The 401-nt window shown below is 55.4% G+C and carries 2 pseudogenes; both read left to right on the forward strand.

The window, feature by feature from the left end:
* Positions 1-224, forward strand: a pseudogene (locus ACEWB7_RS18420) (2-aminoethylphosphonate ABC transporter permease); the annotation flags it as partial.
* Positions 218-401: pseudogene (locus tag ACEWB7_RS18425) on the forward strand (hypothetical protein); the annotation flags it as partial. The pseudogenes ACEWB7_RS18420 and ACEWB7_RS18425, both read left to right, overlap by 7 nt.

The following is a 401-nucleotide window of genomic DNA, read 5'->3' on the forward strand; positions in this document are numbered from 1 at the left end:
GCCTGTGCCTGCTGTTGACCACTAACGAGTTCGGCATCGTACTGTTTATTGGCGCGAAAGGGGTTAACACCCTGCCGATGATGGTTTACAGCAAAGCGATTCTGGAGTCCGACTATACGGTCGCCTGCATGATTGCGTTGATTAACATTGTCTTGTCGCTGGGGCTGTTCTCCCTCTATCGCCTGGCGGCATCGCGTACCGGCGTAAGGAGCCAGCCATGCTAATTTGGTCACCTAAAGGACGCGCAGCGGCGGGCGTTGTGGCTAGCGTACTGTTTATCGTGTTCTTTTTCCTGCCGCTGGCGGTGATTCTGATGTCCAGCCTTAGCCAGCGGTGGAACGGTATTCTGCCGAGTGGCTTCACGCTGAACCACTTTGTTAACGCTCTGCACGGTGCGGCAT

The sequence above is a fragment of the Acinetobacter sp. NIOH-H-8 genome, assembly GCF_046635365.1.
In the GTDB taxonomy this organism is placed as follows: Bacteria; Pseudomonadota; Gammaproteobacteria; order Pseudomonadales; family Moraxellaceae; genus Acinetobacter.